The organism is Pseudomonas sp. 43NM1 (genome assembly GCF_002836905.1).
GTDB classification, from domain to species: domain Bacteria; phylum Pseudomonadota; class Gammaproteobacteria; order Pseudomonadales; family Pseudomonadaceae; genus Aquipseudomonas; species Aquipseudomonas prosekii.
This window is the reverse complement of sequence record NZ_MKGS01000102.1, coordinates 14,105-35,987: the sequence shown is the minus strand read 5'-3', so window position 1 is coordinate 35,987 and position 21,883 is coordinate 14,105. Positions and strand designations below refer to the sequence as shown.

The window sequence follows — 21,883 nt, the reverse complement described above, 5'->3', positions numbered from 1 at the left end:
GTCGCCTATGGCCGGCGTTGAAATTCTTTTTCAGCGCTTTAACCCGAACCGGTCGGGCGCTCCGTCTCAGAGGATGAATGGATCAATTTCCTCCTGAGGTCAGCCCACCATGTCCCTCCCTCTGCACTTCCTGCGCCCGGCCACCCACGGTTTCGCCATCGGTTTGCTGCTGGCCGTTGCCGGTTGCGGTGTTTCTTCCAAACCTGATTCGGCGGTCGTTGCGCCGCCGTCACCGTTACCGGCGCAGGCTGAGTCGAAAACTCAACCGGCGGTGCAGCATGAGGCGGTGATGGCGGATGTCAGCGTGGCCAAACGCAGCGTGCGCGCGGCGCCGATGGCGACGTATGCGCCCGAGCCTGCTGCGCCGGGCTATCGCGATGAGCAACGCGAGCAATATCAAGCGCTGGCCGATAACCCGATTCACAGCGTCGCCGAAAATCCGGTGTCGACCTTCAGCGCCGACGTCGATACCGGCGCCTACGCCAACGTGCGCCGCTTGCTCAATCAGGGACGCCTGCCGCCCGACGGCGCGGTGCGCCTGGAGGAAATGGTCAATTACTTTCCCTACGATTACGCCTTGCCCACCGATGGCTCGCCGTTCGGCGTGACCACCGAACTGGCGCCGTCGCCGTGGAACCCGCACACGCGGTTGCTGCGCATCGGCATCAAGGCTTCGGACCGCGCGGTCGCCGAACTGGCGCCGGCCAACCTGGTGTTTCTGGTCGATGTGTCCGGTTCGATGGACCGCCGCGAAGGCCTGCCGATGGTCAAAAGCACGCTGAAATTGCTCGTCGATCAACTGCGCGAACAAGATCGGGTGTCGCTAGTGGTGTATGCCGGCGAATCGCGCGTTGTCCTCGAACCGACTTCCGGACGCGACAAAGCGAAAATTCGTACAGCCATCGACCAATTAACCGCCGGTGGCTCAACCGCTGGCGCGTCAGGCATCGAGCTCGCGTATCAGATGGCGCAACAGGCCTTTATCCCCAAAGGCATCAACCGCATCCTGCTGGCCACTGACGGCGACTTCAACGTCGGCATCAGCGACTTCGACAGCCTCAAGCAAATGGCTGTGGATAAACGCAAGACTGGTGTTTCCCTGACCACCCTGGGTTTTGGTGTGGATAACTACAATGAACACCTGATGGAACAACTGGCCGATGCCGGCGACGGCAATTACGCCTACATCGACAACCTGCGCGAAGCGCGCAAAGTATTGGTGGACCAACTCGGCTCGACCCTCGACGTGGTGGCAAAAAACGTCAAGCTGCAAGTCGAGTTCAACCCGGCCCAGGTCAGCGAATATCGCCTGTTGGGCTATGAAAATCGCGCGTTGAAGCGTGAGGATTTTAGTAATGACAAGGTCGATGCCGGTGAAATTGGTGCAGGGCATACGGTGACGGCGTTGTATGAAATTGTTCCTGCGGGCGAGAAAGGGTGGTTGGAGCCGCTGCGTTATGGCAATTCTGCAGCCGCTGTTGCCGGGAAATCCGAGGAAATGGCCATGTTGCGCGTGCGATATCAGTTGCCAGACGGTGGGAAAAGTCGCTTGATCGAGCGGCCGATTACCTCTAGCTCAGCGCCCGCCAGTGATGACCTGCGCTTCGCGGCGGCCGTGGCGGCGTTTTCCCAGCAATTGAAGGACGGTCGCTACACCGGCGATTTCACCCTCAAAGACACCGAGGCCCTGGCCCGTGGCGCTCGCGGCGATGATCGCTTTGGCCTGCGCGCCGAGTTTGTGCAATTGGTCGAGTTGGCGCAGAGCCTGCGCACGTCCACGGCGTCGGCCGCATCCGCCAACGCCAACGCCACCCGCATCGAGTGAAAGGAACCTCAGCGAAATGACCGCTCCTGAATTGAGCACTTCCGCCAGCAGCGACGAATCGCTGCTGGCGCGTTATCGCAGCGGCGACGGCCCGGCGTTCGAAACCTTGTACGCGCGCCATCGCCAGGGACTTTATCGATTCCTCCTCGGCCTCAGCGGCAAAGCCGAACTGGCCGAAGAGGTTTACCAGGACACCTGGCTGAGCCTGATCCGCAGTACCAGTCAGCCACAAGGCCGGGCGAACTTTCGTACATGGCTTTACCAGATTGCCCGCAACCGATTGATCGATCACTGGCGCAAACATGGCATCCACAACCCTTTGCACGACAGCTACGACGAACAGGCCCACGCCGTGATCGACACCGCCACCGACCCCGAACAACTGCTGAGCCTGAGCCGCGACACCCAGCGCCTCGAAACCGCCCTGCAAACCTTGCCCGCCGACCAGCGCGAAGTGTTCCTGCTGCGCGCCCACGGCGACCTCGACCTGCCGCAAATCGCCACCCTCACCGAAACACCGCTGGAAACCGTCAAAAGCCGCTTGCGCTACGCCCAGCAAAAACTGCGTCGGCTGCTGGCCGAGGAGGTACTGACATGACTGACGCCCGCTCCCCTAAAGACGATCCTGTGATCGAGCACTTTCGCCAACACACGACTGGCGAACCGCCGTCGCATCTGGATGCTTTCATCCTTGCTACCGCCCATCGCGAAGTCCCGCCACAGAAACAAAGTCTGTGGCAGCGCTGGGTCCAGGCCTGCCAGAAACCCCGTTGGCAAGTGGCGTTTGCCAGCCTCGTCGGCGTGGCGTTGATGGTCACATTGGTGCAGCGCACACCGGAGCAAGAACTGCAGTACGACGCTGCTCCCGCGCCGCAAACCTCATCGTTTTCGGCCAGGAAAGAGGCTCCAGCGCCCGTCGCACGCTCCATCGCCGCGCCGGCCCCCGCTGCGCCAATGGCCGAACTCGCCGCGCCTGCGCAAAGTGAATCGCTCAGCGCGCCCATGGCTGACGAGGCCAAAGTCAGCAAACGTGCGACTGCGCCGCTGAAGCCGCTCGACGAGCAACTGCGTGAAGTGATTCGCCTGCAAAACGCGGGTCAAACCCAGGCTGCCGATGAGCTGTTGAAGACATTGCACCAGCGTTTCCCGGACGAAAACCTCACCGCCAGACTCAAAGCCCTGAAGAAAAACTGAGGCCCGGCCCCTCCAGCCATTTGGCATCAAGCCCCGAAAGCGCGCACTATCGGGGCATAGCCGATGCGTTGGAGGAAGCCGTGGCGAAAAAAATCGATCGCATCGCCCAAATGCTCAACTGCCCGAAGAAAGGGGAAGAGTTGAGGCGGGGGATAATTGAGAGTCGCAAGGAGTTTCTGCTGAACAAGCAGGAAGGAAGCGTTCCCGAGGAAGATGCCGTTGAGGAAGAGGTGTTGGAGGAGGGGGATGAAGATGATGAGGAATATGACGAGTTTGATTGGACGACTGAATGATAAAAAAACCGCTTAGGCGGTTTTTTATCAGGTTCGGGGAATCCACGGTTGGCAAGTCAGGGCTTTTTGAGCATCGTAGCGTCGCTTCCCGGAAAGGGATTCGGTCAACGGCTTCGGCCGACTATTCGGCTTGGTTGACATAGTCACTGTGGTTTCTCTACCATTGGCCGGCGACTTAGTCGTGTACCGCAGGGTGGTTACAGGGATCCGAAAGGATCGCACCCCGTTACTGGGAAACCAGTTCGCCGAGCGCGACGCGAGAACGACCTGCCCCGTCGAAATCCATGTGTTTTCGACGGCTGAGAATCCCTCCTCGAGAGGGATTCGCCGTTTCTGGACTGTCGGTTTTTATTTTGCATGCCGGTTCCGGACTTCTTTCGGACACTGGCCCTTCGGCTTTGCTTGAGTGTCTGCAGCCACCTTGAAAATGCTGAATCCCTTCTTTTTGACCCGCACTCCAGGCGAACCTTCGCCCAATCGTACAAAGAACGCGCTGGTCACATGGATTCGCAATACGCGGTTTTCCCGGAAGATGGCCATGCAGATCTTGAACGGCTCAATCTCGCCGCTGGCGTTGTTCATCACATCCAGTGTGAAAAAACTTTCGCCTTGCGTCAGATAGACCGTAGCGCTGGCGAGTTTTTCCAGAAAACCCCGCAGTTTCTTAGAGGCTTCGTAGCGCTCAAGGCAAATAAACTGACTTTCACGGCCGTCTGCGTACATCAGTGGAATATTGTGCTCGGTGTTGTCTTTAGTGAAACAGTGCAAGCCATAGGTGACGACGAAGCGGATTGCTTCCCTGGCTTCATCCTTCCGGAAAGTGACTTCGTGGCTGTCTAAATGGCCCAAGTCATACGATATCCCGTCATGGCCGAAAGGTTTCCAATGTTGGATGGAGTCCACGTGGAATGCTGGCAAGCTCGTTCCTCGAGCAAGTAATAGCCGGCGATGTTAACTGAATAAAGCCACACCGAATGCGGCTCTCGGCGCTGCACTGTGTTACGAATTGCTTATTAACGAGCACCCACAAAAAAGCCCCAGTCCCTAACGGCCTGAGGCTTTCTCGTTTCTTCTATATGGTGCACCAGGCGGGATTCGAACCCACGACCACTGCCTTCGGAGGGCAGTACTCTATCCAGCTGAGCTACTGGTGCAAGCGGGCGCCATGATACTCATATGCACTGCGGGCGTCCATGCTGCTGAATAGCCTGTGTTTTTTTAACCTGTAACACCCGTTTGCTACGTTGATCAGAAAAAAACGGCAAATGCGCCGTTTTCGTTCTTTTTTTCGAACGGCCTATTGTCCTTTATCGGCATTGATCCTAGGATTCGTTCGAGATTTCAAACGCTCTTGCCTGGGTGCTGAACCGCACGAGATTCGATCAGTGCGCTATTTATGTGCTTCAGCCCGGTGAATGATTTCCCTGACGGCAGCCTACGAGGCGCCTTTCTACAATCATAATTTGCTCCGCGCTGGTCGCGGTGCTGTTAAGGAAAGCCGACATGCAGCTTAAAGACAGCCAGTTGTTCCGCCAGCAAGCCTTTATTGATGGCGCTTGGGTTGATGCGGACAACGGTCAGACGATCAAGGTCAACAACCCGGCAACCGGCGAAATTCTGGGCACTGTGCCGAAAATGGGCGCTGCCGAAACCCGCCGTGCCATCGAAGCCGCTAACAAGGCGCTGCCGGCCTGGCGTGCACTGACCGCCAAGGACCGCGCGAACAAGCTGCGCCGCTGGTTCGAACTGATCATCGAAAACCAGGACGACCTCGCGCGCCTGATGACCCTCGAGCAGGGCAAGCCACTGGCCGAGGCCAAGGGCGAAATCGTTTACGCCGCTTCCTTTATCGAGTGGTTCGCCGAAGAAGCCAAGCGCGTCTACGGTGATGTGATTCCGGGCCACCAGCCAGACAAGCGCCTGATCGTGATCAAGCAGCCAATCGGCGTGACCGCTGCAATCACCCCGTGGAACTTCCCAGCCGCGATGATCACCCGCAAGGCGGGTCCAGCGCTGGCCGCCGGTTGCACCATGGTGCTCAAGCCTGCTTCGCAAACTCCTTTCTCCGCATTCGCTTTGGCTGAACTGGCCCAGCGTGCCGGCATCCCGAACGGTGTGTTCAGCGTGGTTTCCGGCAGCGCCGGCGACATTGGCAGCGAGCTGACCAGCAACCCGATCGTGCGTAAATTGTCGTTCACTGGCTCGACCGAAATCGGTCGTCAGTTGATGGCCGAATGCGCCAAGGACATCAAGAAAGTGTCCCTGGAATTGGGCGGCAACGCGCCGTTCATCGTGTTCGACGACGCGGACCTGGACAAGGCCGTCGAAGGCGCGATCATCTCCAAATACCGCAACAACGGCCAGACCTGCGTCTGCGCCAACCGTCTGTACATTCAGGATTCGGTGTACGACGCGTTCGCCGAGAAGCTCAAAGTGGCCGTGGCCAAACTCAAGATCGGCAACGGTCTGGAAGACGGCACCACCACTGGCCCGCTGATCGACGAAAAAGCCGTGGCCAAGGTTCAGGAACACATCGCTGACGCCGTGAGCAAAGGCGCGACCGTGCTGGCGGGTGGCAAGGTCATGGAAGGCAACTTCTTCGAGCCGACCATCCTCACCAACGTGCCGAAAAACGCTGCCGTGGCCAAGGAAGAAACCTTCGGTCCATTGGCGCCGCTGTTCCGCTTCAAAGACGAAGCCGAAGTGATCGCGATGTCCAACGACACCGAATTCGGCCTCGCTTCGTACTTCTATGCTCGTGACCTGGGCCGTGTGTTCCGTGTCGCTGAAGCGCTGGAATATGGCATGGTCGGCGTCAACACCGGGCTGATCTCCAACGAAATCGCGCCATTCGGCGGCATCAAGGCGTCGGGCCTGGGCCGTGAAGGCTCCAAGTACGGCATCGAAGATTACCTGGAAATCAAATACCTCTGCCTGGGCATCTAAGCTCGGCGAGGCGTTTTGCTTCAAGCAGAAAGGGCACGAGAGCGCTGACCCTTTCTGCGTTTCAACCGGTATTTTCTCTGTGGCCGGGAACGCTGTGGCAGTCGATCATCGCATGCTGCCGCCGTTGCCTCCCCGCCGCATTTTCCTTGAACAACGCCGCCCGATGAGCGGCGAATGAGGACTTTATGAGCAAGACTAACGCTTCTTTGATGAAACGCCGCGAAGCCGCTGTACCACGCGGTGTTGGCCAGATTCACCCGATCTTCGCCGAGTCCGCGAAGAACGCCACCGTGACTGACGTTGAAGGTCGCGAGTTCATCGACTTCGCCGGCGGTATCGCCGTGCTGAACACCGGTCACGTGCACCCGAAAATCATTGCTGCCGTGACTGCGCAACTGAACAAGCTGACCCACACCTGCTTCCAGGTATTGGCGTACGAGCCATACGTTGAGCTGTGCGAGAAAATCAACGCCAAGGTCCCAGGTGATTTCGACAAGAAAACCCTGCTGGTCACCACCGGTTCCGAAGCCGTCGAAAACGCCGTGAAAATCGCCCGTGCCGCCACTGGTCGTGCCGGCGTGATCGCGTTCACCGGCGCTTACCACGGTCGCACCATGATGACCCTGGGCCTGACCGGCAAAGTCGTGCCGTACTCGGCCGGCATGGGCCTGATGCCGGGCGGCGTGTTCCGCGCGCTGTACCCGAACGAGCTGCACGGCGTGAGCGTCGACGACTCGATCGCCAGCATCGAACGCATCTTCAAGAACGACGCCGAGCCGCGTGATATCGCTGCAATCATCATCGAGCCGGTTCAGGGCGAAGGTGGTTTCTACGTCGCGCCGAAAGAGTTCATGAAGCGTCTGCGTGCATTGTGCGACCAGCACGGCATCCTGTTGATCGCTGACGAAGTGCAAACCGGCGCTGGCCGTACCGGCACTTTCTTCGCCATGGAACAGATGGGCGTTTCCGCCGACCTGACCACGTTCGCCAAATCCATCGCTGGCGGTTTCCCGTTGGCCGGTGTTTGCGGCAAAGCCGAATACATGGACGCCATCGCGCCGGGCGGCCTCGGCGGCACCTACGCCGGTAGCCCGATTGCTTGCGCCGCGGCCCTGGCCGTGATGGAAGTGTTCGAAGAAGAACACCTGCTGGATCGCTGCAAGGCAGTCGGCGAGCGTCTGGTGACTGGCCTCAAAGGCATTCAGGCGAAATACCCGGTGATCGGCGAAGTCCGTGCGCTGGGTGCGATGATCGCGGTCGAGCTGTTCGTTGATGGCGACAGCCACAAGCCGAACGCTGCGGCGGTCGCTTCGGTAGTCGCCAAGGCACGTGACAAGGGTCTGATCCTGCTGTCGTGCGGCACTTACGGCAACGTTCTGCGCGTGCTGGTGCCGCTGACTTCGCCGGACGAGCAACTGGACAAAGGTCTGGCAATCATCGAAGAGTGCTTCTCCGAGCTCTGATCGCCGAGTGTGACCCGATCGACAAAAAACCCGCTTCGGCGGGTTTTTTTTATGTCCTTGAAACACATCAGGGATAAATGCGCTGTATCGAATGGCCAGCATTGTCTAAGGTTCACGCATTGCCAATGGAGTGTGCGAATGACCGCTGTGGTTTTGCCCGCCGTACCGCGTGTGCTGATTGCCGAGGCTGATCCCTGGTCGCGCGACCTGTTGAAACAGGTGCTGTTGAATGTGCGTTGCGACGCGCGGCTGGATTTGTGTGCCGATGGCCAGCAGGCCATGGAGCTGCTGGAACAGGTGCCTTACGATCTGGTAATCGTTGACTGGGAATTGCCCGGCATCGATGGCCTCAATGTGTTGCGCAGCGTCCGCCAGCGCAAACGCAATCCGCCGCTGCCGTTTATTTTGATGAGCCATCGCAACGACAGCGCCAGTGTCCGCGAAGCCTTGCCGCTGGCGCCCACCGCGTATTTGACCAAACCGCTGAACATGGAAAGCCTGACTCAACGTCTGCAGGATTTGCTGCTGAACGCAGGCGAGGAAGTGTCGTGCGAGATTCCGGCGCTGGCGTCGGGCATGACGTTGTCGGTGTATCTGGAACGCCGGCGTGAATCGACCGACGGCGCACCGTTGATGACTGACGTGCAATTAGCGGTCAAACGCAGCCTCAATCCCAACGGCCTCGACCTGACGCGGCTGGAAAGCGAGATCCGCAATGATCCGCAAGTCACAGCGGTGCTGATCGCTGCGGCCAACAGTGCCGCGCAGCACCATGGCGTCGCCGTGCAGACCTTGGCGCAAGCACTGCAGCGCTTGGGCACCGGGCAAAGCATGAACCTGATTCTGGGCCTGGCGCTCAAGCGCTGCGCGCGCCTGAGCGATCCGCAGTTGGCCGATTACGCCGAACGCTACTGGGAGATGTCGCTGCGCACCGCCGAATACGGCCGGACGCTGGCGCGCTTGCTCGATCTGGATCAGGAGCGCTGTTATTGCGCGGGCATGCTGCATCGCCTCGGCGATCTGGCGTTGCTGCGCTGTTTGCAGGAATGGAAGCAGGCGGGCGGCGAGCTGAACGAATGGGACGAGGTGGGCGAGGCGCTGGATGAGTTTGGTGCGAGTTATGGCTCGGCGCTGCGAGCGCGCTGGCGTTTGCCGCTGGAGCTGCGCGATTTGATCGCGGCGGTGTATCAGCTCGGTGGCGGGGTTTATTCCCGCGAGGCGCTGGTGATGAACATGGCGGCGCAACTGGCACGGTTGACCGAGCATGAGGGCATTGAAGAACTGGCCAAGAGCCGGACCGCACGGCTGCTGAAGATCGGCCTGCCGGAATTGATGCGACTGCGCAAAAAGTAGCCAGCCTTGGATTCACCACCCGATCGTTCGCAAATACCTGTGGGAGCGAGCTTGCTCGCGATGAGGCACTGACATTCAGCATCGGTGGTGGCGGACAGTGCGCTATCGCGAGCAAGCTCGCTCCCACATGGGGATTTGTGCTTAGGCTTACGCGGAGATGATGCGGTTTTTGCCTTGGCGTTTGGCTTCGTACATGGCCGCGTCCGCGCGGGCGAACAGGCTGTCGAGGTTGTCATCGTCGTGGGTGAGGTTGGTCAGGCCTTGGCTGACGGTGATGCCGAACGTCTGGTCGTCATGGCTGAAGCTCAAACGCTGGATCTCCCGTTGCAGGCGCTCAGCCACTTGCATGGCCATGTCCGGCGCGCAACCGGGGAACACCGCGGCAAACTCTTCGCCGCCGATTCGCCCGAACAAGTCACCCCGACGCAGGGCCGCGCGGCCGCTCTCGGCGATGCGTTGCAGCACGGTGTCGCCGCCCTGATGGCCGTAGGTGTCGTTGACTTGTTTGAAGTCATCGATATCCAGCAGCAGAAACGCCATTTGCGCGCCTTGCAGTCGTGCGTGCTCGAACTCGCGGTGAGCGCATTCGAAGAAGTGTCGACGGTTGCTGCTCTGGGTCAGCACATCAGTGGTCGCCAGGCGTTGCAGCTCGGCTTCCATCTGCTTCTTTTCGGTGATGTCCTCGGCGATGCCGACGATGATCACCGGTTGCCCGGGGTCTGCCTGACGATTGATGAAGCATTTGTCGCTGAGCCAGCGCACCTGGCCATCCGCCGCGATGATCCGGTATTCACGATCTTCGACGGCGCCCTTGTCCAGCACTTCGGCGAGGCTGCGCTCGGCGTAATCCAGGTCATCGGGGTAAATGCTGTCGCGCCATTCGTTGTAGTCGGCCAGCAGCAGCCCGGCGGATCGGCCGAAAATCCGTTCATAAGCAGGGCTGACGTAGAGCACCTGCCGGGTTTCCCAGTTGAATGCCCAAAGCACCGCGTTGACGCTGACCAGCAGCGAGCTGAACAACTGTTCGCGTTCACTCAGGCGTGCGACTTCGCCTTGCGCGTGCATCAGCGCCATCAGGGTTTGCGCGGCTTCAGGCCACTGTGGGAGGGATGAGTCTTGTAGGTTTTTATTGACCATCGGCACAAATCTCAAAAAGGCGTGCGCCACTCGAGTTTCAAAGTGGCGACTACGGGGGCCTTTTATCGATTATTTCTTGTGCCACAGCAGGCGATTCACGCGTTGGTGGGAAATAATTGATAACAGGTCTCAGCCCGCCAGGATGGCGAAGTGTCTTTGAGATAGGCGATTTTGAGCTTAGTTCCCGCGCGTTGCGGCTGGGGAGAAGGCTCCCGCCGGGCGGTAGTGGCGATATGATTTTTGCGGAAATGTCGCGTGAGCGAGCGAAGGTGTAACGGCAAGGCTGTTTAAAAACAGGCAGGCCTCTGGGTAGAGGCCTGCGTGCGATTTCAGTCAGACAGCGGCGGGGCGCAGGGAGTAGGTTTTCAGCTGATTGGCGAAATCGCGCAGGGATTGAATCCCGCTCGCTTCCGCTTCGTGCACCCAATCCTTGATCGCGGCGAGCATGTCGTGACCATTTGAGCTGGTCTTGACCCAGATCTGCTGCAGCGCCAGACGTTTCTCGTAAATTACCTTCAGCGCCTGGCTGTGCTCGAGCATGTTCTGGATGCGCACATGGTGCTTGTCATCCAGCAAGCTGGTTTCCCGCGAGAGCAGCCGCTTGGCGCGATGAAACTGGTGACGGACCGAGTGATCGACCTTTTCCAGCTCCTGCTTGACCAGGGGTGCGATGACCAATTTGCGGTACTGAGCCATGATCTGGAAGCGGTTGTTGAGGATGGCCATGGCGGTGTCCATGTCCAGGCTGCCCTTGCCTTCGACCCGATGGGCAATCGGCGCAACACGCTGCACCTTGGCCAGTCGGAAGAAACTGAAGACTTTGATCCAGGCCCAGCCGAGGTCGAATTCCCACTTCTTCACCGACAGTTTTGCCGAGTTCGGGTAGGTGTGATGGTTGTTATGCAGTTCTTCGCCGCCGATCAGGATGCCCCAAGGCACCAGATTGGTCGCCGCGTCGCGGCATTCGAAGTTGCGGTAGCCGATGGCATGACCCAGGCCATTGACCACGCCGGCAGCCCAGAACGGAATCCACATCATCTGGATCGCCCAGATGGTGATGCCGATGGTGCCGAACAGCAGCAGGTCGATGACGCCCATGATCGCTACGCCCAACAGCGGATAACGGCTGTAGAGATTGCGTTCGATCCAGTCTTCAGGGCAGTTCTTGCCGTAAATGCGCAGGGTTTCCGGGTTTTCCGCTTCAGTGCGATACAGCTCGGCACCTTTGCGCAGAACCGTGGAAAGGCCCTTGATCACCGGGCTGTGCGGGTCATCGACGGTTTCGCATTTGGCGTGATGTTTGCGGTGGATAGCGGTCCACTCGCGGGTGTTCTGCGCCGTGGTCAACCACAGCCAGAAGCGGAAGAAATGTTTCAGCCCGGCATTCAACTCCAGGGAGCGATGGGCTGAATAACGATGCAGATAGACCGTGACGCCAACAATCGTGACATGGGTCATCAGCAGGGTGACTGCCACCAGAGACCAGGGTGACAAGCCGAGAAAACCTTCGTACCACATAGGCTATAGGGCCCTCGATAAATAAATAAACAGCCGATGCATTATCACTAAGCTCACAGATAAAACCAGTCGCCCTTTCAGATAAGAGTGGCTGGATGTTTCTTTCGCCTATAATTCCAACCTTTTTGTAGGGACATGGACGGCCGAATGTCTGCCACATATCGCGATGCCTTGCGTGCAGCGCTGCTTTACCTGGTGCTTTCAGTCATCTGGCTGCAGTTCAGTGGTTATTTATTGAACAGTTTCTTCGATAGCTCCCGCGAACAGCTGCGCTGGCAACTGATCAACGGCTACGCCTGGGTGGTGCTCAGCGCCGGGCTGATCTTTCTGGCGCGTGCCAAATTGTTCCGATGCCTGGGCATCGGCGCCAAATTGCGTGAGCGCAGCGATGACCGCGAGCGCCTGCGCCAGGCCGCTGCTGTGTTCGACTGCACCCGTGAAGGCGTGCTGGTCACCGACCGCCAGGGCCTGATCGTCCACGTCAATCGCGCGTTCATCGAAATCACCGGTTTTCAGCGAGACGAAGTACTCGGCCAGCAGCCCAGCCTGTTCAAGTCCGGCCACCATCCGCCAGCCTTCTATCAGGAAATGTTCGCCACGCTCGGCGATAACGGCGGGTGGAGCGGCGAAATCTGGAACCGGCGCAAAAGCGGCGAGATTTATCCGCAGTGGCAGACCATTCGGGTCATTCATGACGATCTCGGCCACGTCAGTCATTACGTGGCGGTGTTTTCCGACATCAGCGCAATCAAGAACTCCGAGGATGAGCTGGCGCACCTCGCGCACCACGACCCCCTGACCGACTTGCCCAACCGGCTGCTGTTTTCCGATCGCATCGAGCAGGCGCTGACCTCGGCGCAGCTGCACAAGCGCGGTTGCGCGTTGCTGATGATCGATCTGGATCATTTCAAGATGATCAACGACAGCCTCGGCCACAACATCGGCGATCAGTTGCTGAAAAGCGTCGCCGGACGCTTCATGGGTTTGTTTGCGCCGGGCGTGACATTGGCGCGATTGGGTGGCGATGAATTCGCCGTCCTCGCCGAAAACTGTCCGCAACCAGTGCTGGCGGCAGGATTGGCGCAACGGATCATCGACGGCTTGAAAGAGCCGTTCGAGATCGACGGCCATCAGCTGTTCATCAATGCCAGCGTCGGCATCAGCCTGTTCCCCAGCGATGCCCTGAGCGCCGGGCAATTGCTGCGCAATGCCGACTCGGCGTTGTTCAAAGCCAAAAGCGCCGGGCGCGACGGCTACGCGCTGTACACCGAGGAGCTGACCGCGCATGCCCAGCAACGCGTCGAAATCGCTTTTGAGCTGCGCCGCGCGCTGGAGCAGCAGGAGTTGCGCGTGCATTACCAGCCGGTGCATGACCTCAAAAGCAGTCGCTTGATCGGCGTCGAGGCGCTGGTGCGCTGGGAGCATCCGCAGCGCGGGCTGATTTCGCCAGCAGAATTTATTCCGGTCGCCGAACGGACCGGGCTGATTTCCGAGATCGACGCCTGGGTCATGCAGCAGGCCTGCCAGCACATGTGTGAATGGCAGCGCGCCGGGGTGGCGCTGTCGTTTGTCGCGGTGAATGTGTCGTCGCGGTTGTTTGCGCGCCGTGAGTTGTATCAGCAGGTTGCGCACGTGCTGCACGAAACTGGCCTGGATCCGGCGTTTCTGGAACTGGAAGTCACCGAAAGCGCGGTGATGGACGACCCGGAAGTGGCGCTGGAGCAGATGCATCGCTTGCGCGAGTTGGGCGTGCGGCTGGCCATCGATGATTTCGGCACTGGGTATTCATCATTGCTGCGACTCAAGCGCTTGCCGGTGCAGAAGCTCAAGATCGATCAGGGTTTCGTCGCCGGGTTGCCGTGGGACGATGACGACGGCGCGATTGTGCGGGTGATCATCGCGCTGGCCAAAAGCATGGGCATGCAGGTGCACGCCGAGGGCATCGAGCAAATGGAACAGGCGCGGTTCCTGCTCGATCAGGATTGCGATCTCGGCCAGGGCTACTGGTTTGGCCGGCCGGTGCCGGCGGAGCAACTGGATTGGGCGCGGGCTCCGGTGATTGGCTGATATGTGGCGAGGGGGCTTGTGTGGCGAGGGGGCTTGCCCCCGTCGGTTGGCGAAGCCGTCCCAAAATGCCTGATACACCGCGCTAGCAGAATTTACGACTGCTTCGCAGCCGAACGGGGTGCAAGCCGCCTCGCCACGGGGTTTTGTGGGGCTTTCGAAAATGTGAAATCCCGCGCAAGCCCTTGTCCCTTCAAATAATACTTTCTGGTTATATAAACATTCTTAAATAGTCTTTTTAAGAATATCCGCGCCTATCTACTATTGGTCCCACGCCGCAAGCAGTGCCGCCACTGCCAGGCAACCTCTCAGTCGAAGGAGCAGCACCATGAGCGCATCCCTACGTAGCGTTGACGGCCAGGACGAAGCAACCATTTTGCGTGAGATCCAAAGCGCATTGCGCGACCTGCGTTTCGGCGCGGTGGAAATCACCGTGCACAACGCGCAGGTGGTTCAGATCGAACGCAAAGAGAAATTCCGCCTGCAAAACCCGGCCCACAAGCCGAGCTGAGACGCCTTATTCGCAACACCCGAAAATCGCGGCTTCATGCTGCGATTTTGCTGACCGGCAACCGCAACGCCAGCACCTCATAAGAAAAAGCCAACACCACAGAATTCCAGGAGCTTTCACCATGTCGTCGATTCGTCATTTCGCTTTGGCCGCGCTGGCCAGTGCCCTTTTTGCTGGTACCGCGGTTGCCAAGGATTACGAGCTGCTCAACGTTTCGTACGACCCGACGCGTGAGCTGTATCAGGACTACAACGCCGAATTCATCAACTTCTGGAAGAAAGAGCACGCTGGCGACAACGTCAAGATCCAGCAATCCCACGGCGGTTCCGGCAAGCAGGGGCGTGCGGTGATTGATGGTTTGCGCGCCGACGTCGTGACCTTGGCGCTGGCCGGTGACATCGACGAAATCGCCAAACTCGGCAAAACCCTGCCGGCCGATTGGCAGACACGTCTGCCGGATGCGAGCACGCCTTACACCTCGACCATCGTGTTTCTGGTGCGCAAGGGCAACCCGAAAGGCATCAAGGACTGGGGCGATCTGGTCAAGAACGACGTTTCGGTGATCACACCCAATCCGAAAACCTCCGGCGGTGCGCGATGGAACTTCCTCGCGGCGTGGGCCTATGGTCTGAAAGCCAATGGCGGCGACGAAGGCAAAGCCAAAGAATATGTGCAAACCCTGTTCAAGCACGTGCCCGTGCTGGACACCGGCGCTCGCGGTTCGACCATCACCTTCGTCAACAACGGTCAGGGCGACGTGTTGCTGGCCTGGGAAAACGAAGCGTTCCTGGCGCTGAAAGAAGACGGTGGCGCCGACAAATTCGACATCGTCGTGCCGTCGCTGTCGATCCTTGCCGAGCCGCCAGTGGCCGTGGTCGACAAGAACGCCGAGAAGAAGGGCAACGAGCAAATCGCCGAGGCGTACCTCAAGCATCTGTACAGCCCGGCCGGTCAGGAAATCGCTGCGAAAAACTTCTACCGTCCGCGTGACAAAGACGTCGCGGCGAAGTATTCCAAGCAGTTCCCGACGCTGGACCTGGTGACCATCGACAAAGACTTCGGCGGCTGGAAAACTGCGCAACCGAAATTCTTCAATGACGGTGGCGTGTTCGACCAGATTTACCAGGCGCAGTAAGCAGTAAGCTGATTCAAAACGGGCCTTATGCCCAGGCACGAAACATGTGGGAGCGGACTTTTGTGGTGAGGGGATTTATCCCCGTTGGACTGCGCAGCAGGCCCGTTTTCTGGGTCCACTTCGCCGCCCAACGGGGATAAATCCCCTCGCCACAGTGCCTGCTCCCACATTGATGCGTTATTGACCAAGGACTTTTATGTCGCGTCGTATCTCCCCCGTCATACCCGGCTTCGGGCTGACGCTGGGCTACACCTTGGTGTACCTCAGCCTGATTGTGCTTATTCCACTGGCGGCGATGTTTGTGCATGCCGCCCAACTCACCTGGGATCAGTTCTGGACGATCATCACCGCGCCACGGGTGCTGGCGGCGTTGAAGCTGAGCTTCGGCACCGCGCTGTACGCGGCCATCATCAACGGCATCATCGGCACGCTGCTGGCCTGGGTGCTGGTGCGCTACACCTTCCCCGGTCGCAAGATCATCGACGCGATGATCGACCTGCCGTTCGCGCTGCCGACGGCGGTGGCCGGTATCGCCCTGACCGCGCTGTACACGCCGACCGGCCTGGTCGGGCAGTTCGCCGCCGACATGGGTTTCAAAATCGCCTACACCCCGCTCGGCATCACCCTGGCGCTGACCTTCGTCACGCTGCCGTTCGTGGTGCGCACGGTGCAACCGGTGCTGGCCGACATCCCGCGTGAAGTCGAAGAAGCCGCCGCGTGCCTGGGCGCCAAACCGCTGCAAGTGTTCCGCCACATCCTCGTGCCGGCCCTGCTGCCCGCGTGGCTGACCGGGTTTGCCCTGGCGTTTGCGCGTGGCGTCGGCGAGTACGGTTCGGTGATTTTCATCGCCGGCAACATGCCGATGAAAACCGAGATCCTGCCGCTGCTGATCATGGTCAAACTCGACCAATACGACTACACCGGCGCCACTTCCATCGGCGTGCTGATGCTGGTGGTTTCCTTCGTCCTGTTGCTGCTGATCAACTTGCTGCAGCGGCGCATCGAAACCCCATAAGGAGGCGCGAACCATGTCCCAATCGTCTATTGCGGCCGCCTCTTCGGCCAACGCCGCCCGCCGTGGCAGCGCAACCTCGCGGCGCATCCTGATCGGCCTGTGCTGGCTGGTGTTTATCCTGTTTCTCGGTCTGCCGCTGTTCATCGTCGTGTCGCAGGGATTGAAGAATGGCCTCGGCACATTCTTCGCCGCGATCTTTGAACCCGACGCCTTGTCGGCACTGAAACTGACCGTGATCGCCGTGCTGATTTCGGTGCCGCTGAACGTGGTGTTCGGCGTCAGCGCGGCGTGGTGCGTGAGCAAATATTCGTTCCGCGGCAAGAGCATGCTGGTGACGCTGATCGACTTGCCGTTCTCGGTGTCGCCAGTGATCGCCGGTCTGGTCTACGTGTTGATGTTCGGCGCTCAGGGCCTGTTCGGGCCGTGGTTGCAGGACCATGACATCCAGATCGTCTTCGCCCTGCCGGGCATCGTCCTGGCGACGATTTTCGTTACCGTGCCGTTCGTGGCGCGTGAATTGATCCCGCTGATGCAGGAACAAGGCACGCAGGAAGAAGAGGCCGCGCGCCTGCTCGGTGCCAATGGCTGGCAGATGTTCTGGCACGTCACCGTACCCAATATCAAATGGGGCCTGATCTACGGCGTGGTGCTGTGTACCGCGCGGGCGATGGGTGAGTTCGGTGCGGTGTCGGTGGTTTCCGGGCACATTCGCGGGGTGACCAACACCTTGCCGCTGCACGTCGAGATCCTCTACAACGAATACAACCACGTGGCCGCGTTCGCTGTGGCGAGCCTGTTGCTGATCATGGCGCTCTTCATCCTGCTGCTGAAGCAGTGGAGCGAAAACCGCATTAACCGCCTGCGCGCCAGCGCCGCGGAGGAATAACTCATGTCGATCGAAGTGCGTAACGTCAGCAAGAATTTCAATGCGTTCAAAGCGCTGGACAACATCAGCCTGGACATTCAGAGCGGCGAACTCGTGGCGCTGCTCGGCCCGTCCGGTTGCGGAAAAACCACGCTGTTGCGGATCATTGCCGGGCTGGAAACGCCGGATCAGGGCAACATCGTGTTCCACGGTGAAGACGTTTCCGGCCACGACGTGCGTGATCGCAACGTCGGTTTTGTGTTCCAGCATTACGCCTTGTTCCGCCACATGACCGTATTCGACAACGTCGCATTCGGCCTGCGCATGAAACCGAAAAACCAGCGCCCGAGCGAAAGCCAGATCGCGGTGAAAGTCCATGAACTGCTGAACATGGTGCAACTCGATTGGCTGTCGGATCGCTACCCGGAGCAACTGTCCGGTGGCCAGCGTCAGCGCATCGCGTTGGCCCGTGCCTTGGCGGTCGAGCCGAAAGTGCTGCTGCTCGACGAGCCTTTCGGCGCGCTGGATGCCAAGGTCCGTAAAGAGCTGCGTCGCTGGTTGGCGCGCCTGCACGAAGACATCAACCTGACCTCGGTGTTTGTCACCCACGACCAGGAAGAAGCGATGGAAGTCGCGGATCGCATCGTCGTGATGAACAAAGGCGTGATCGAGCAGATCGGCTCGCCGGGTGAAGTCTACGAGAACCCGGCCAGTGATTTTGTTTACCACTTCCTCGGCGACTCGAACCGGCTGCACCTGGGCGACGACAAACACGTGCTGTTCCGCCCGCACGAAGTGTCGCTGTCGCGCCATGAGATCGAAGACCACCACGCCGCCGAAGTGCGCGACATCCGGCCGCTGGGCGCGACCACGCGCGTGACGTTGAAAGTCGAAGGGCAGAGCGAATTGATCGAGGCCGAAGTGGTGAAGGACCACGACAGCCTGGTCGGTCTGGCCAAGGGTGAGACACTGTTTTTCAAACCCAAGGTCTGGCAGAAAGTTGCCAATATCTAAGATCAAAAGCTTCGCGGGCAAGCCTCGCTCCTACAGGTCAGCGTTGTCATCACGACCGACAAAAAACCTGTAGGAGCGAGGCTTGCCCGCGAAAGCGATCTAAACAGCAGCACGCTTCGGATTGACCCGCACACCCCCCACCCGCGCCTCGATCTGCTCTTTGAGGTCATGCCGTAACCCCAGCAAAAACGCCAGTTCAACCACCACGAACAACGGCCCGACAATCAGCCCCGTCACGTCATCGACAAACGCCGGTTTGCGTCCTTCGTAGTGGTGCCCGACAAACTGGATCACCCAGCCAATCACAAACATCGCCACGCCGCTGCTCAGCCAGAGCAGGGTGCTTTGCTGCGCCAGCGCTTGTCCGGCCCACACGCACAGCCCCAGCAAAAACGTCATCAATACGCCGAGGCGCAACTCCAGGCGCAGGTAAAACCATGCTGATGCCAGCGCCACCAGCATCGCCGGCGACAGCCAGCCGCCGGCCCATTGCGGCCGCGAGAGCAACACCGCGACGGCCAGCACAATCAGCGGAATGCCGATAAAGTGCGTGACGATGTTGCGCGGGTCGCGGTGGTAGGCGGCGTATTGACTGAGATGGTCAACGAGGCTTTTCATTGTTATTCCTCCTGTAGGGTGAGGGATCATGCGCCGGGTTCAGTGCTCGCTCTGTCAGCCAGGCGACAATTTCCAGGAGATTCAATGGACATGCAGGTTTGGCGTGCGCGCCTGATGAGTGGGCAGTGGTTCAGCCATTTACCTGTTCTGTTACAGGATAGTCTGCTGGCGGCGGCGCGGTTGCGGCGCCTGACGGCGGGGCAGTTGCTGTTCAAACGCGGGGATGCGCCGTGTGGTTTGTACGCGGTGCTTGAAGGTTCGGTGCGCATCGGCACGGTCAGCGAGCAGGGCAAAGAGGCGTTGCTGAGTCTGGTCGAGGCGCCGCACTGGTTCGGCGAAATCTGCCTGTTCGATGGCCAGCCACGTACTCACGATGCCTTCAGCGCGGGGCCGTGCACCTTGCTGCACATCCCGCAAACCACGCTGCTGAAATTGCTCGATGAGCAACCGTTGTACTGGCGGCAACTGGCGCTGCTGATGAGCCACAAACTGCGCCTGACGTTCATCAACCTCGAACAGCTGAGCCTGATGCCGGCCCCGGCCCGCCTGGCCCATCGCTTGCTGATGATCGCCGAGGGCTACGGCGAAATCGATCCGCCGCGCCGGGTTTTGCAACTGCCGCAGGAGCAACTGGCGTCGATGCTGTCGCTGTCGCGCCAGACCACCAATCAACTGCTCAGAGAGCTGCAGGCACAGGGCATTATTGGCCTGAGGTATGGCGAGATCGAAATCCTCGACGCCGAGCGACTGCGCGCGTTGACTGCGATCTGATCAACAAACCGGCCCTTGCCTCAAATCTCACTGCCAACCCCGCCCCTGTGGGAGCTGAGCTTGCTCGCGATGGCGTCGGGTCAGCCAACGTTGAAGGTGACTGACACTACGCCTTCGCGAGCAAGCTCAGCTCCTACAGGGTTCGGGGAGAGTTTGAGTTGAAGTCGGTTTTCGGTTGACCTACGAACCGCGATACGTCGAGAAGCCATACGGGCTCAGCAGCAACGGAATGTGGTAATGCTGGTCCGTCTGCTTGACCTCGAAAATCACCGGAATCTCCGGGAAAAACGTCTCGTGTTTAGTCTTCTGGAAATACTCGCCAGTCTTGAACACCACCCGGTATTCGCCCTTCTCGAACGGTTTGTCCGCCGGAAACAGTTCGCCAATACGCCCCTGTTCGTTAGTGGTGCCCTGAGCCAGTGGCTGCCAATTCTGCCCAACGTGTTTTTCCAGCGTCACGTTGACGCCCGGTGACGGCAGACCGTTTTCCAGATTGAGCACATGCACGCTCAACGGATTGCCGGCCGCCAGGGCCAGGCTCGACAGGCTGCCGAGGGCGAGGGCGGCGAAAGTCATGCGGAACAGGTTCATTTTGAAGCTCCTTGGTTTGAAGGTTTGATCTGCAGGCCGGCGACTGTCGCCGCTTTGATTGCGCAGTTTTCGTCTTGCTCGCCGCCACCGGAACCGGCTACGCCGAGCGCGCCGACCAGCTCATCGCCGGCAAACAGCGGCACACCGCCGCCCAGCAGCAGCAATTCGTCGAGGGTATTGAGGTTGGCCGCTTCAGGATTGCTGCGCGCGCGTTCGGCGAACAATCGTGTCGGGTTTTTTGTCGACAGCGCGGTGTAGGCTTTGCGTTGGCTGGCGGCGGTGTTGTGCGGGCCGATACCGTCAGCGCGCAAGGTCACCAGCAGGTTGCCGCCACGGTCCAGCACCGACACCGTGCCGGTGCAACTGGCCAACGTGGCATCGGCCAATTGGCGCGCGGTGCGCAGATCAAGGTCGGCGTGGCGCGGCAGTTCGGCGGCGGCAAATGCGCTGCCGGTCAGCCCGGTGGCGAGGCTCAAGACAAGGGTTCTCAACAGCATGGGGGGGCAGCTCCAGAAAATCAGGAGGCCACCTTATCCAGGCTTTTTTGCACAACTCCGTCAGCATGATTACAAGTTTGTAATGGGAAATATCGCCGAAGGCGCCTAGCCTGTTGCTCTGATCAATCGAGGTGTGCCATGCGTGTCCTGTTAGTGGAAGACAAACCAGCCGTCGCCAAACAACTGGCCAATGCCTTGGGCGAGGCGAGCTATTCGGTGGACATAGCCAACGACGGCATGCATGCCCGACGCCTGATCGAGTCGGGCGAATACGACCTGATCATCCTCGACGTCATGCTCCCGGGCCTCAACGGCTGGCAGCTGCAGCAGCAAATCCGCAAACTCGGCGAAACCCCGGTGCTGTTCCTCACCACCACCGACGGCATCGAAGATCGCCTGCGCGGCTTGGAATTGCACGAGGATGATTACCTGCTCAAACCGTTCGCAATGAGTGCTCTGGTGGCGCGAGTGCGCAAGTTGCTGCGGCGTGATCGCGGGCGGTGAGAGATACAAAGATCGAAAGGCTGCGCGCTCGTAACGCGGCTCGTGGGACGACGAAAAGCCAACATTTTCTGTGCTAGCGCTGTGCCTACTGTCAGATCTGACAGTAGATAACCTCAGAGCGACGATGCAAAAATCCAAATGTCGATACGACATTTCTCGGAGATTTCATCATGAGCACTGAACAAGGAAATAATCAGATTCCGCCTGCTCCCGTCATTGAGTTTCCAAAGAACGATGCTGTTGTTAAAAGCCCCGTGAAATTTGGGGGCACGGGTATGAACGAATGGTGGGTATGGATCAAATTTTCTGAGACAGCCAATATTTACGAGCCCGTACGGCCTGAAGTGAGATGGGAAGGAACGGTGACACTGCCTCCCGGTCGATACACTGTCCGTGCACTCCAGGAGTACAATCGCCAGCGCTCCGAGTACACACCGGAACTTAGTTTTTTTGTTGTTGAGTAATGGCTTCAGTTTGCAAAAAATTGCCTTCGCGGGCAGGTTCGCTCACACAGTGGCTTTGCGAGGTCAGTGGATTTTGCTTCCACTGAAGATCAAATGTGGGAGCGA

At 59.3% G+C, this 21,883-nt stretch carries 22 protein-coding genes and 1 tRNA gene; 16 read left to right on the top strand and 7 right to left on the bottom strand.

The window, feature by feature from the left end:
- The first annotated feature begins 109 nt into the window (after positions 1 to 109).
- Genes BI292_RS09850 through BI292_RS09835 form a run of 4 tightly spaced genes read left to right on the top strand, consistent with a single transcriptional unit; the run spans position 110 to position 3,312 of the window.
- Positions 110 to 1,825, top strand: coding sequence for a VWA domain-containing protein (locus BI292_RS09850; protein ID WP_101207760.1), 1,716 nt, complete (start codon positions 110 to 112; stop codon positions 1,823 to 1,825).
- Between the two features lie 16 nt (positions 1,826 to 1,841).
- Positions 1,842 to 2,423 carry an RNA polymerase sigma factor gene (locus tag BI292_RS09845; RefSeq protein ID WP_101207759.1) on the top strand — a complete coding sequence of 194 codons (582 nt, stop codon included), beginning with the start codon at positions 1,842 to 1,844 and terminating at the stop codon, positions 2,421 to 2,423.
- Positions 2,420 to 3,019 carry a hypothetical protein gene (locus tag BI292_RS09840; RefSeq protein WP_101207758.1) on the top strand — a complete coding sequence of 200 codons (600 nt, stop codon included), beginning with the start codon at positions 2,420 to 2,422 and terminating at the stop codon, positions 3,017 to 3,019. The genes BI292_RS09845 and BI292_RS09840 overlap by 4 nt, the downstream gene beginning before the upstream one ends.
- 20 nt (positions 3,020 to 3,039) lie before the next feature.
- Positions 3,040 to 3,312 (top strand): hypothetical protein, encoded by a 273-nt coding sequence (locus BI292_RS09835; protein WP_101207757.1) that lies wholly within the window; start codon positions 3,040 to 3,042, stop codon positions 3,310 to 3,312.
- 348 nt (positions 3,313 to 3,660) lie between these two features.
- On the opposite strand, the gene BI292_RS09830 is transcribed toward BI292_RS09835, so the two are convergent.
- Together BI292_RS09830 and BI292_RS09825 are read right to left on the bottom strand one after the other, a co-directional pair.
- Positions 3,661 to 4,230, bottom strand: coding sequence for a hypothetical protein (locus BI292_RS09830; RefSeq protein ID WP_092275188.1), 570 nt, complete (start codon positions 4,228 to 4,230; stop codon positions 3,661 to 3,663).
- A 159-nt stretch (positions 4,231 to 4,389) separates the two neighbouring features.
- Positions 4,390 to 4,466, bottom strand: a tRNA-Arg gene (locus BI292_RS09825).
- A 349-nt stretch (positions 4,467 to 4,815) separates the two neighbouring features.
- On the opposite strand from BI292_RS09825, the gene gabD reads away from it, so the two are divergent.
- From gabD to BI292_RS09810, 3 genes are all read left to right on the top strand, one after another.
- Complete coding sequence (gene gabD, locus BI292_RS09820) at positions 4,816 to 6,258, top strand: NADP-dependent succinate-semialdehyde dehydrogenase (RefSeq protein WP_101207756.1); 1,443 nt, start codon at positions 4,816 to 4,818, stop codon at positions 6,256 to 6,258.
- 185 nt (positions 6,259 to 6,443) lie between these two features.
- Positions 6,444 to 7,721: a 4-aminobutyrate--2-oxoglutarate transaminase gene (gabT, locus tag BI292_RS09815; RefSeq protein ID WP_092275142.1), complete on the top strand. Its 1,278-nt coding sequence runs from the start codon at positions 6,444 to 6,446 to the stop codon at positions 7,719 to 7,721.
- A gap of 138 nt (positions 7,722 to 7,859) precedes the next feature.
- Positions 7,860 to 9,074, top strand: coding sequence for a response regulator (locus BI292_RS09810; protein ID WP_101207755.1), 1,215 nt, complete (start codon positions 7,860 to 7,862; stop codon positions 9,072 to 9,074).
- A 147-nt stretch (positions 9,075 to 9,221) separates the two neighbouring features.
- On the opposite strand, the gene BI292_RS09805 is transcribed toward BI292_RS09810, so the two are convergent.
- On the bottom strand, positions 9,222 to 10,211 hold the full coding sequence (locus BI292_RS09805) for a sensor domain-containing diguanylate cyclase (RefSeq protein ID WP_092275136.1): 990 nt from the start codon (positions 10,209 to 10,211) through the stop codon (positions 9,222 to 9,224).
- 333 nt (positions 10,212 to 10,544) lie between these two features.
- The gene (gene desA / locus BI292_RS09800) at positions 10,545 to 11,729 is read right to left on the bottom strand and encodes a delta-9 fatty acid desaturase DesA (protein ID WP_092275133.1); all 1,185 of its coding nucleotides are present in this window, start codon (positions 11,727 to 11,729) and stop codon (positions 10,545 to 10,547) included.
- A 147-nt stretch (positions 11,730 to 11,876) separates the two neighbouring features.
- Here desA and dibA point away from each other — a divergent pair, with 147 nt between their 5' ends.
- From dibA to BI292_RS09770, 6 genes are all read left to right on the top strand, one after another.
- The gene (gene dibA, locus BI292_RS09795) at positions 11,877 to 13,796 is read left to right on the top strand and encodes a phosphodiesterase DibA (RefSeq protein ID WP_101207754.1); all 1,920 of its coding nucleotides are present in this window, start codon (positions 11,877 to 11,879) and stop codon (positions 13,794 to 13,796) included.
- A gap of 325 nt (positions 13,797 to 14,121) precedes the next feature.
- Positions 14,122 to 14,304: a sulfur starvation response protein OscA gene (oscA, locus tag BI292_RS09790; RefSeq protein WP_092275127.1), complete on the top strand. Its 183-nt coding sequence runs from the start codon at positions 14,122 to 14,124 to the stop codon at positions 14,302 to 14,304.
- 121 nt (positions 14,305 to 14,425) lie between these two features.
- Positions 14,426 to 15,439: a sulfate ABC transporter substrate-binding protein gene (locus tag BI292_RS09785; RefSeq protein ID WP_092275124.1), complete on the top strand. Its 1,014-nt coding sequence runs from the start codon at positions 14,426 to 14,428 to the stop codon at positions 15,437 to 15,439.
- A 196-nt stretch (positions 15,440 to 15,635) separates the two neighbouring features.
- Positions 15,636 to 16,454 (top strand): sulfate ABC transporter permease subunit CysT, encoded by an 819-nt coding sequence (cysT, locus tag BI292_RS09780; protein WP_092275122.1) that lies wholly within the window; start codon positions 15,636 to 15,638, stop codon positions 16,452 to 16,454.
- Between the two features lie 13 nt (positions 16,455 to 16,467).
- Complete coding sequence (gene cysW, locus BI292_RS09775) at positions 16,468 to 17,340, top strand: sulfate ABC transporter permease subunit CysW (protein WP_092275119.1); 873 nt, start codon at positions 16,468 to 16,470, stop codon at positions 17,338 to 17,340.
- 3 nt (positions 17,341 to 17,343) lie between these two features.
- The gene (locus BI292_RS09770; protein WP_092275116.1) at positions 17,344 to 18,333 is read left to right on the top strand and encodes a sulfate/molybdate ABC transporter ATP-binding protein; all 990 of its coding nucleotides are present in this window, start codon (positions 17,344 to 17,346) and stop codon (positions 18,331 to 18,333) included.
- A 99-nt stretch (positions 18,334 to 18,432) separates the two neighbouring features.
- Here the strand turns inward: BI292_RS09770 and BI292_RS09765 are convergent, their stop codons facing one another.
- On the bottom strand, positions 18,433 to 18,951 hold the full coding sequence (locus BI292_RS09765) for a DUF962 domain-containing protein (RefSeq protein WP_101207753.1): 519 nt from the start codon (positions 18,949 to 18,951) through the stop codon (positions 18,433 to 18,435).
- A gap of 84 nt (positions 18,952 to 19,035) precedes the next feature.
- Here BI292_RS09765 and BI292_RS09760 point away from each other — a divergent pair, with 84 nt between their 5' ends.
- The gene (locus BI292_RS09760) at positions 19,036 to 19,722 is read left to right on the top strand and encodes a Crp/Fnr family transcriptional regulator (protein WP_101207752.1); all 687 of its coding nucleotides are present in this window, start codon (positions 19,036 to 19,038) and stop codon (positions 19,720 to 19,722) included.
- 180 nt (positions 19,723 to 19,902) lie between these two features.
- On the opposite strand, the gene uraH is transcribed toward BI292_RS09760, so the two are convergent.
- Together uraH and BI292_RS09750 are read right to left on the bottom strand one after the other, a co-directional pair.
- Complete coding sequence (gene uraH, locus BI292_RS09755; RefSeq protein WP_092275107.1) at positions 19,903 to 20,313, bottom strand: hydroxyisourate hydrolase; 411 nt, start codon at positions 20,311 to 20,313, stop codon at positions 19,903 to 19,905.
- Complete coding sequence (locus tag BI292_RS09750; protein ID WP_092275104.1) at positions 20,310 to 20,810, bottom strand: heme-binding protein; 501 nt, start codon at positions 20,808 to 20,810, stop codon at positions 20,310 to 20,312. Before BI292_RS09750 ends, uraH begins: the two co-directional genes overlap by 4 nt.
- 138 nt (positions 20,811 to 20,948) lie before the next feature.
- On the opposite strand from BI292_RS09750, the gene BI292_RS09745 reads away from it, so the two are divergent.
- Positions 20,949 to 21,314 carry a response regulator gene (locus BI292_RS09745; protein WP_092275101.1) on the top strand — a complete coding sequence of 122 codons (366 nt, stop codon included), beginning with the start codon at positions 20,949 to 20,951 and terminating at the stop codon, positions 21,312 to 21,314.
- Between the two features lie 170 nt (positions 21,315 to 21,484).
- Positions 21,485 to 21,778 (top strand): hypothetical protein, encoded by a 294-nt coding sequence (locus BI292_RS09740; protein WP_101207751.1) that lies wholly within the window; start codon positions 21,485 to 21,487, stop codon positions 21,776 to 21,778.
- The last annotated feature ends 105 nt before the right edge of the window (positions 21,779 to 21,883 follow it).

Coding starts and splice junctions, on each gene's coding strand:
- BI292_RS09850 (WP_101207760.1), top strand. CDS start 110: ATGTCCCTCCCTCTGCACTTCCTGCGCCCGGCCACCCACGGTTTCGCC.
- BI292_RS09845 (WP_101207759.1), top strand. CDS start 1,842: ATGACCGCTCCTGAATTGAGCACTTCCGCCAGCAGCGACGAATCGCTG.
- BI292_RS09840 (WP_101207758.1), top strand. CDS start 2,420: ATGACTGACGCCCGCTCCCCTAAAGACGATCCTGTGATCGAGCACTTT.
- gabD (WP_101207756.1), top strand. CDS start 4,816: ATGCAGCTTAAAGACAGCCAGTTGTTCCGCCAGCAAGCCTTTATTGAT.
- gabT (WP_092275142.1), top strand. CDS start 6,444: ATGAGCAAGACTAACGCTTCTTTGATGAAACGCCGCGAAGCCGCTGTA.
- BI292_RS09810 (WP_101207755.1), top strand. CDS start 7,860: ATGACCGCTGTGGTTTTGCCCGCCGTACCGCGTGTGCTGATTGCCGAG.
- BI292_RS09805 (WP_092275136.1), bottom strand. CDS start 10,211: ATGGTCAATAAAAACCTACAAGACTCATCCCTCCCACAGTGGCCTGAA.
- desA (WP_092275133.1), bottom strand. CDS start 11,729: ATGTGGTACGAAGGTTTTCTCGGCTTGTCACCCTGGTCTCTGGTGGCA.
- dibA (WP_101207754.1), top strand. CDS start 11,877: ATGTCTGCCACATATCGCGATGCCTTGCGTGCAGCGCTGCTTTACCTG.
- oscA (WP_092275127.1), top strand. CDS start 14,122: ATGAGCGCATCCCTACGTAGCGTTGACGGCCAGGACGAAGCAACCATT.
- BI292_RS09785 (WP_092275124.1), top strand. CDS start 14,426: ATGTCGTCGATTCGTCATTTCGCTTTGGCCGCGCTGGCCAGTGCCCTT.
- cysT (WP_092275122.1), top strand. CDS start 15,636: ATGTCGCGTCGTATCTCCCCCGTCATACCCGGCTTCGGGCTGACGCTG.
- cysW (WP_092275119.1), top strand. CDS start 16,468: ATGTCCCAATCGTCTATTGCGGCCGCCTCTTCGGCCAACGCCGCCCGC.
- BI292_RS09770 (WP_092275116.1), top strand. CDS start 17,344: ATGTCGATCGAAGTGCGTAACGTCAGCAAGAATTTCAATGCGTTCAAA.
- BI292_RS09765 (WP_101207753.1), bottom strand. CDS start 18,951: ATGAAAAGCCTCGTTGACCATCTCAGTCAATACGCCGCCTACCACCGC.
- BI292_RS09760 (WP_101207752.1), top strand. CDS start 19,036: ATGGACATGCAGGTTTGGCGTGCGCGCCTGATGAGTGGGCAGTGGTTC.
- uraH (WP_092275107.1), bottom strand. CDS start 20,313: ATGAACCTGTTCCGCATGACTTTCGCCGCCCTCGCCCTCGGCAGCCTG.
- BI292_RS09750 (WP_092275104.1), bottom strand. CDS start 20,810: ATGCTGTTGAGAACCCTTGTCTTGAGCCTCGCCACCGGGCTGACCGGC.
- BI292_RS09745 (WP_092275101.1), top strand. CDS start 20,949: ATGCGTGTCCTGTTAGTGGAAGACAAACCAGCCGTCGCCAAACAACTG.
- BI292_RS09740 (WP_101207751.1), top strand. CDS start 21,485: ATGAGCACTGAACAAGGAAATAATCAGATTCCGCCTGCTCCCGTCATT.